The organism is Mesorhizobium sp. M7A.F.Ca.CA.004.06.1.1 (genome assembly GCF_003999135.1).
In the GTDB taxonomy this organism is placed as follows: domain Bacteria; phylum Pseudomonadota; class Alphaproteobacteria; order Rhizobiales; family Rhizobiaceae; genus Mesorhizobium.
On record NZ_RZPQ01000463.1, the window covers coordinates 1 to 4,725 of the forward strand.

Sequence of the window (4,725 nt, forward strand, 5' to 3'; positions counted from 1 at the left end):
GCTCACACCCGGCCGCCTCGCGTCACTCGGCGCCTGATCATCGTTGCTCGTCGACTCCCGAAGGGCGCACGTCCTTCGGGAGTCGACGAGCAACGATGATCAGGCGCCGAGTGACGCGAGGCGGCCGGGTGTGAGCGTAGCGTTGTGCAATGAGGTTGCGACCAGCGCCGCGGCGACACCCATCGCGGACAAGGCGCTGATGTCGGCCTCATCTCGGACGCCGCCGGCCGCGATGACGGCGCGATTTCCGGCCTTGGCCTTGACCTCCTGCAACCGCCCGAAGTCAGGACCGGCGGCCGCACCGACCTTGGCCAGCGTCATGACAATCACCTTTTGCGGCCAAAGCTCGGGCTCATCGAGAAGAGAACGCGGTCCGCAAAAACTATCGCCGACGAAATCAAGGGACAGGATGAGATCGGGATGATCGCGAAAACGCCGCAGCAACATGTCGTCCCGCTGCGATTCAGAGCCCAGAACAGGAGACAGCGAGCGTTCGGCAAGCGCCGCCAAAAGTGTCTTCTCGTCGGCCACGCCGGCATCGACCCAAAGTTCCGGCGGCTCCGCCATCGTCCTCAGCCGGGCGAGTGCGTCGCTGTTTGGCGCTCCGCCTTCGATAGCGTCCAGATCTGCGATGTAGAAGGTCGAAAAAGGATAAAGCCCACGCAGTCCTTCAGCGACCGCGACGACATCAGGGCTTCGGCTGAGCGGCGTAACGATCGGCCTGTAGCGATCGCGTTTTCCCTGCTGGGCGCGAACCACCACGCCGTCTTTCAGGTCGAGAACCGGAATAATACGCAACGTTTTTTTCACCGACCAATTGCCCCCGTCATGAAAGCTTGAAGCGTGGAAAAAAGAAAGGGCATCATTGCCGGTTTCGACATTGGCGGCGCGCATCTGAAGGTGACCCGCGCACAAGACGGTCGCATCGTCGAGGCGGTAACGATCGCAACGCCGCTCTGGCAAGGCCTGCACAAGCTGGCTTCAGCCCTCGACGAAACGGCTCCGATCTACGCGGGTGCGGATCTCAACGCATTCACCATGACAGGCGAACTGTCGGACATCTTTCCGTCCCGCGATGTCGGCGTAGCGGCTCTGCTGGGTCAGATTTCCACCCATTTCCCCACAGACAAAAAGCTGGTCTATGCCGGACCATCCGGTTTCGTCGGGGTCGAGCAGGCAGCGCAGTTAGGCGCCGATGTGGCTTCTGCCAATTGGCACGCGACAGCCTTGTTGGTGGCAAAACTCGCCGGCGATGCCCTGTTCGTCGACATGGGCTCCACCACCACCGATATCATTGCCATCAAGAACGGCGCCGTGGCCAATGACGGCTACACCGATGCCGGACGGCTTCTAACCGGCGAATTGGTCTATACCGGCTTTACCAGGACATTCCTGTTCGGCGTAGCCTCGTCGGCTCCCGTCCATGGCAGGCTAACGCCGCTGATGAACGAGTATTTCGCCTCGATCGCCGACGCGCACCGCATCCTGGGCGTGCTCGACGAGGACGACGACAGGCACCCTCCCGCCGACGGCAAGGAAAAGACCGTGGACGGCTCGATCGCGCGGCTGGCGCGCATGGTGGGGCGCGACGCCACTGACCTGACCCCGCCGGAATGGGGTGAAGTCGCGCGCTGGTTCAGCGAGCAGCAACTGCGCAAAGTGCACGATGCAGCGTCTCTGGTTGCCGGGACCTTGCCGCGGCATGTCCCGATCGTCGGCGCCGGAATCGGTCGCTGGCAGATCAGGCGACTGGCCGAACGCATGGAACGCAGCTACGTCGATTTCGCCGACATCATCCCCGCCGATGACACCGTTCGCGGGCAAGCGAGCAGCGCGGCCCCCGCGTCCGCGATAGCGCTTTTGGCGGGATATCCGTTGTAAGCAGGGTGCGGCGCTCGGCCTAACCCCGCGCGTCCTCGCTACCGGAACCTTTGGCGGTCAAGTGATCGCTGACACGCTGCATCAGCCAGCCCCAGGCCTCCTTTTCGCCCTCGCCTGCGGTCTTTTCGATGGCAATCGAAAGGTAGGCGATTTCCGCCTCGATCTTATCGCGCGGCAGCATGCCGAGCCGGCTGACCAGGATGGCCAGCTCAAGCACTGCCGCCTTGGCTCGGTTGAGGCCGGTGAACGGCGCGAGCGCTTCCTCCCGCACCACGCGGCAGAAATGGCGGGGGCGCACGCCATTGTCATCGACCGCCTGGACTTCGAGACCCGAATACGCCAGCGCCGCCTCGAGCCTCGGCACCGGAAACCCGTCAACCGGAACGGTTGGCCAATGCTTGCGGCCTGTCAGGCAGCCGGCAAAGACACGCACGTCGTCGGTATAATTGGCGATGGCGAATGGCACTTCGGCGAGATTGTCGAGCGTGACCGACGGCCGGAACGGTGCAATCACCCAGCCGTCATTCTCGGCAATGATGCCGATCGGCGCGATGTGGACGTTGCCTGCCTTGTTGACCGTCGTGATGATCGATTCGCGAATGTAGGGCATGGTCTAGCGCTCTTTCCTTGCGCGGAGCGTCTGGCCCGGCTCGGCAAGACGGGTACGGTCGGTTTCAGGAGCCGGCGCGGCAACGCCCCATGCGAGCGGTTCGTCCTGCACATAACGCTTGCCGAGGCGCCACGCGATCTCCGCTTTCATCAGTTCCGCGCCGAGGTAAAAAGCGTGTGCGCCATCGGCGTTGACGTCCAGCCCGGCAAAAAGTTCGAACGCATCCGTGGCAACCGCATGCCCTTTGCTATTGAAAACATGGATGCCGTCCTCCGCTACCGCGATCCGGAAGTTGGCGTCGCGGACCTGGGCCGCCAATGCCTCGATATCGTCGGTTGAGGCTGTGAAAGGCTTGCGATCGTGGACCTGCAACAGGCCTGGGTGATAGCCGCGCGGCAACGCGCCGTCCGTGCAAGCAGCCAACATGACGCGGCGGGCGATATCGTGCTCCTCGATCGTCCGCACCGTGTGTGGGCTGACATGCACCGCCAGCACGTTTCGGATCCGGAGTTCCGAGCAGAGTCCCGCTAGAACGGCCGTAACACCGGAACTGTCCGCGTCGGTCAATTCGGTGAGATTGCCGGTACCCATCAGCAATTCGGCGTCCGGCCAGCGGCGCCGCGCCTCGATGAAGCGCCCGAGTGAAACGGCGAAGCCGAAATGGATCGGGTCGAGCACGGGATCGGCAATGAAGGCAACGCCGGCCTTTTGAGCGGCTTCGATGGCCCGGCCGAGCGAATCCAGATCGCCGGGCGTGGACGGTATCAACACTGCCGTAGCCCTATGGTCGAAGATCAACGGCAGCGTGTTCTCATCGAGGCTGAGAAGATAGTCCGCGCCGGCGCGTGCCCCGATCGTCAGTTCGTCCACGCTGGCCGAATCGACGCTGACCATAAATCCCCGTGCCTTGAGCGCTCGCACAGCCTCCGGCAGCAATGGAAACGGCGTCTCCGGCAGGCAGCCCAGATCGATGACATCGGCGCCGGCCGCGGCCAACATCGAGGCCCTCGCCATCAGCGCCTCGACCGACAGCATCGGCGCATCGACGATCTCGGCGAAGATGCGCATATCGTGACGCGTCAGATCCGGCGGTTTGCCCGCCCGGCCAAGGAAGGCCGGCAGGTCAGCGATCTCGTCGGGGCCGCGCACAAAGGGCACGCCGAAATGCTCCGACAGGTGCTCGATGTTGCCCCGATAGCGTCCGGGCAGGACGACGCGGTCGACGTCTCCTGTCAGAGTGAGCCGACGCTTCACAATGTCCTCGCTCATCAGCGCGGCGACCTTGACGCCGACGTCGACGATTTCCCACGCGAATTCGGTACTGCCCAGCCCGGCCAGCAGCCGTTTCAGCCGCGCCTTGGCCAGATGGCCGGTAAGAAAAACCAGCCGCTCAGCCATCGCTTGCGAGTTCGGCCCGGCGCCGTGTGAGCGAGGCTTCGAGATCAGCGAGCGATTCGACCACCTGGGTCCGCTCAAAACTCTTCAACTGCTTGGTATTTTCCAGGTCGATCCTGCGCGGATAGACCTTGACCAGCCCGTGCGGTGCCTGGGTCTCGAGTTCCGGCGCGGTGTCGCAAGCAAAGACGATGGCTGGCACACGGCACTTTCCGGCTTGGGCAAAGACATTGGTGGCGAGCGTGTCGGAAATGCCATGCACGCATTTGGCGACCGTGTTGGACGTGGCCGGCGCCACCACGACCGTGTGATAGACACCGTGGTAGAATTCGCCGACAGGGATCGCACTCGCGGTCTTGTCGTGCAGCACGCGCGTCGTCTCCGGGAAATCAAGTTTAAGCTTGTACATGCGCAACACTTCGTTGGCAGCCTTCGACACGAAGACATCGCAATGTTCGAGTTGGCGAACAAGTGCGAAGCTCTCCGTAAAGAAATGCCCGGAACCCGTCAAAACCCATGCCCAGCGCGGCACATGCAGCTTCACCATCGGCTATCCCGCCTTCTTTGCCGACGACCCTGTTGAAGCCACGATCCTGGTGCCGGGCAGCTTGCCCAACGCGAGCATCGCGCCGGCCTCGGCAGCATCCTTCGGACCGGCGAGATGGAAATCGACGCCGTCGGGCAGCATGGCGGCAAAGCCGGGGTCGACAATGCCTCGGGTCCTCAGGCTGTCAGCGGTATCGCCATCGAAGAATGCACCGGTCTGCTTGATAAGCAACAGCGCGTTTGCGCCAAGCTTGCCGGCAAGCCAGGCGGCCAGAGAATCGGAGGTAATGTCC

General features: G+C 63.1%; 5 protein-coding genes and 1 pseudogene. 1 reads left to right on the forward strand and 5 read right to left on the reverse strand.

Annotated elements, in window-relative coordinates; all coding sequences use genetic code 11:
• Positions 1-99 precede the first annotated feature (99 nt).
• Positions 100-894, reverse strand: coding sequence for a HisA/HisF-related TIM barrel protein (locus tag EN906_RS23425; RefSeq protein ID WP_236382789.1), 795 nt, complete (start codon positions 892-894; stop codon positions 100-102).
• Here EN906_RS23425 and EN906_RS23430 point away from each other — a divergent pair.
• On the forward strand, positions 844-1,881 hold the full coding sequence (locus tag EN906_RS23430; protein WP_127268114.1) for a hydantoinase/oxoprolinase family protein: 1,038 nt from the start codon (positions 844-846) through the stop codon (positions 1,879-1,881). The two genes, EN906_RS23425 and EN906_RS23430, sit on opposite strands and share 51 nt — an antisense overlap.
• Before the next feature lie 19 nt (positions 1,882-1,900).
• Here the strand turns inward: EN906_RS23430 and EN906_RS23435 are convergent, their stop codons facing one another.
• From EN906_RS23435 to EN906_RS23450, 4 genes and pseudogenes are all read right to left on the reverse strand, one after another.
• Entirely contained in the window at positions 1,901-2,491 is a 591-nt protein-coding gene (locus EN906_RS23435; RefSeq protein ID WP_127268113.1) for a DUF447 domain-containing protein, read from the reverse strand.
• A gap of 3 nt (positions 2,492-2,494) precedes the next feature.
• Positions 2,495-3,889 (reverse strand): DUF6513 domain-containing protein, encoded by a 1,395-nt coding sequence (locus EN906_RS23440; protein WP_127268112.1) that lies wholly within the window; start codon positions 3,887-3,889, stop codon positions 2,495-2,497.
• Complete coding sequence (locus EN906_RS23445; RefSeq protein ID WP_127268111.1) at positions 3,882-4,433, reverse strand: flavoprotein; 552 nt, start codon at positions 4,431-4,433, stop codon at positions 3,882-3,884. The genes EN906_RS23440 and EN906_RS23445 overlap by 8 nt, the downstream gene beginning before the upstream one ends.
• 3 nt (positions 4,434-4,436) lie before the next feature.
• Positions 4,437-4,725, reverse strand: a pseudogene (locus EN906_RS23450) (dihydroneopterin aldolase); the annotation flags it as partial.